Below are 2,397 nucleotides of genomic sequence, written 5' to 3'. Positions count from 1 at the left end.
CATCTTTAAATTCAATTTTATACATTTTCTGCAAATATGGGAGATGTGCGATGGAACCATAGCATGCCCAAAATTAGAATAATTAATGATACTAAACATGCAATAAGTAGGGGGGAAGGGTTCAAACCTACTACTAATTTAGGTAGCTTACCCTCTAATATCAGTGGTCTATACGAAGAAATAATAGGTGCCATTGGATTTATCCTGTATATCCATTGATATTTTTCAGGTATATGATAAACTACTGGAGTAGCAAACATCCATAAGGGAATAATTACTTGAAATATATACCTTATATCTCTGAAGAAAAGGTTTGCCATTCCAAATATAAATCCTAAACCAGCTGTTAGGGTAATCTGAATTATTAATATAACCGGTACTATAAGGATTGTCAAATGGAGTGGAAATTGGTACCATGCCATTAATCCAAAAAGTATAACTGATGCAATACAAAAGTCTAAAAAGTTTGCAGCAATTGATGCAATTGGGATGGCTTCTCTCGGGAAGTAAATTTTTGTGATAAGCCCAGCATTCATTACTAACGAGTTTATTGAAAAATTAAGTGAACCGGCAAAGAATGTCCATGGAAGGATACCACAATAAGCAAAAATAGGATAAGGAACTCCTCCTGTATCAATTTTAACAAACCTTACAAAAACAAAGCTAAAAACAAGCATAGTAACAAGTGGCACAAACAGAGCCCAAGCAATACCCAAGAAAGTTTGTTTGTATCGTGTTTTTATATCTCTTATAGCAAGAGAAAGAAGAAGCTCCCTGTATTGATAAATTTCTCTGAATATAGTGATCACATTTATATTTTATCATAGTTGAGGCATTTGTCAAGCTTCCTATTTTCTTTTTGTTACTTTTCAGCAAAAATGTCCTCTATCGCTGGGTAATGTCAGGGAAATTGTGTAAAATTTGACAAGCTTGCCTTCCTGTGATAAAATAAACGCAGGAGGTGTAAAATGGCTAAAAGAATGACTATAGAGGAAGCAAGAACAGAAATATGGAAGGCAATAGAAGGAAGAGTGATTTTCAGCACGAAAGTACTCATAGAAACACTCCTTATGCTTGAACTTACAGAGCAAATACAAGCCTTGCCCTACGAAAGAGGAAAATCACGCAAAGGATACAGAAATGGGAAATACAAAAGAACCCTCCTCACAAAATATGGACCTCTGCTTGACCTATCTGTTCCTCGTGTAAGAAAGGGAGAAATTGAGTTTAAGGTACTCGAGAAATATAAAAGAAGAGCTCCAGATATAGATACATCAATTGGTGAACTCTTTATCAGTGGAATATCCACCCGCAAGCTGGAAAATATACTTGAGAAGCTTTATGGGAAAAGAGTTTCTCGCCAAACAGTCTCGGATGCACAAAAATCTCTGGATGAGGAAGTGGAGAAATATAAGACAAAGCAAATTGAGGACACAGTAGAATTTCTATTTCTTGATGGAATTACTCAAAAGGTAAGAGAAATTGGAATAGAAGGCAAGGTCATGCTTTGCGCCTACGGAATATACAAAGATGGAAGGCGTGAGATTCTATCCTTTGAACTTGTAGATGTGGAAGATACAGATAATTGGAGAGGTTTTCTTATTAATCTTAAGTCCCGTGGGCTTTTGGGAAAGTCTCTCAAACTTATAATTACTGATGGGAATCTTGGGCTCTTGAAAGCTCTTCGTGAGATATACCCATTTAAGAAAGTTCAGAGGTGTATTGCTCATAAGTTAAGGAATGTTGGGGCTAAACTCAGGAAGAGAAACAAGAAGGAGTGTATGAGAGAGGCGAGCCTGATATTTGGGGGAGAGAGCAAACGAGAAGCTATAAATAGATTTAAGCAGTGGAAGGAGAAGTGGCAAATAGAAGAAGAAAGGGCAGTGAAGTGCCTGGAGAAGGATTTATTTAATTGTCTTCATTATTATGAGTTTGATAAAGCACTTTGGAAGTCTATAAGGACCACAAATATTCTGGAGAGAGCATTTCGTGAGGTAAGAAGGCGGACACGTCCGATGAACATATTTCCCAATTCTGACAGTAGTGTTCGGATAATGTATGCTATTACCCGGCTGTTGAATGACAACTGGACACGGGCTATGGTGTAGATTTTTGGAATTTTAGGAGTTGACAAACAGAATTTTTAATTTAGGTTTATAGAAAGGATGGTTTTTATGGAGGGGGTGATCAGGATATAAAAATAGGGATTGTGGTCCAGGGCTAATCCACCCTGATAAGAAAATTTAAGCTCGTGAGAAAAGGAAGGTTATGTTGAATTTACACAAAATTACTGACATAACCCCCGTAGCACCACACCCATAACTATGGATACCATCCTCAAAGTTATAGCCTAACCACTTCATTGGTATTCCTAATATACATTCTGGTACACCTCTT

Annotated in this window: 2 protein-coding genes; one reads left to right on the top strand and one right to left on the bottom strand. The window is 36.9% G+C overall.

Annotation, left to right across the window (positions count from 1 at the left end; translation table 11 throughout):
- Positions 1-17 precede the first annotated feature (17 nt).
- Positions 18-809 carry an ABC transporter permease gene (locus QMD71_10020; GenBank protein ID MDI6841160.1) on the bottom strand — a complete coding sequence of 264 codons (792 nt, stop codon included), beginning with the start codon at positions 807-809 and terminating at the stop codon, positions 18-20.
- Positions 810-968: 159 nt separating this feature from the next.
- Here QMD71_10020 and QMD71_10015 point away from each other — a divergent pair, with 159 nt between their 5' ends.
- The gene (locus tag QMD71_10015) at positions 969-2,108 is read left to right on the top strand and encodes an IS256 family transposase (GenBank protein MDI6841159.1); all 1,140 of its coding nucleotides are present in this window, start codon (positions 969-971) and stop codon (positions 2,106-2,108) included.
- Positions 2,109-2,397 lie beyond the last annotated feature (289 nt).

The organism is bacterium, assembly GCA_030018315.1.
Lineage (GTDB): Bacteria > Hydrothermota > UBA3073 > JACQXS01 > JAGMCI01 > JASEGA01.
The sequence above is the reverse complement of the archived record's forward strand: the minus strand, read 5'-3'. Positions and strand labels throughout refer to the sequence as shown.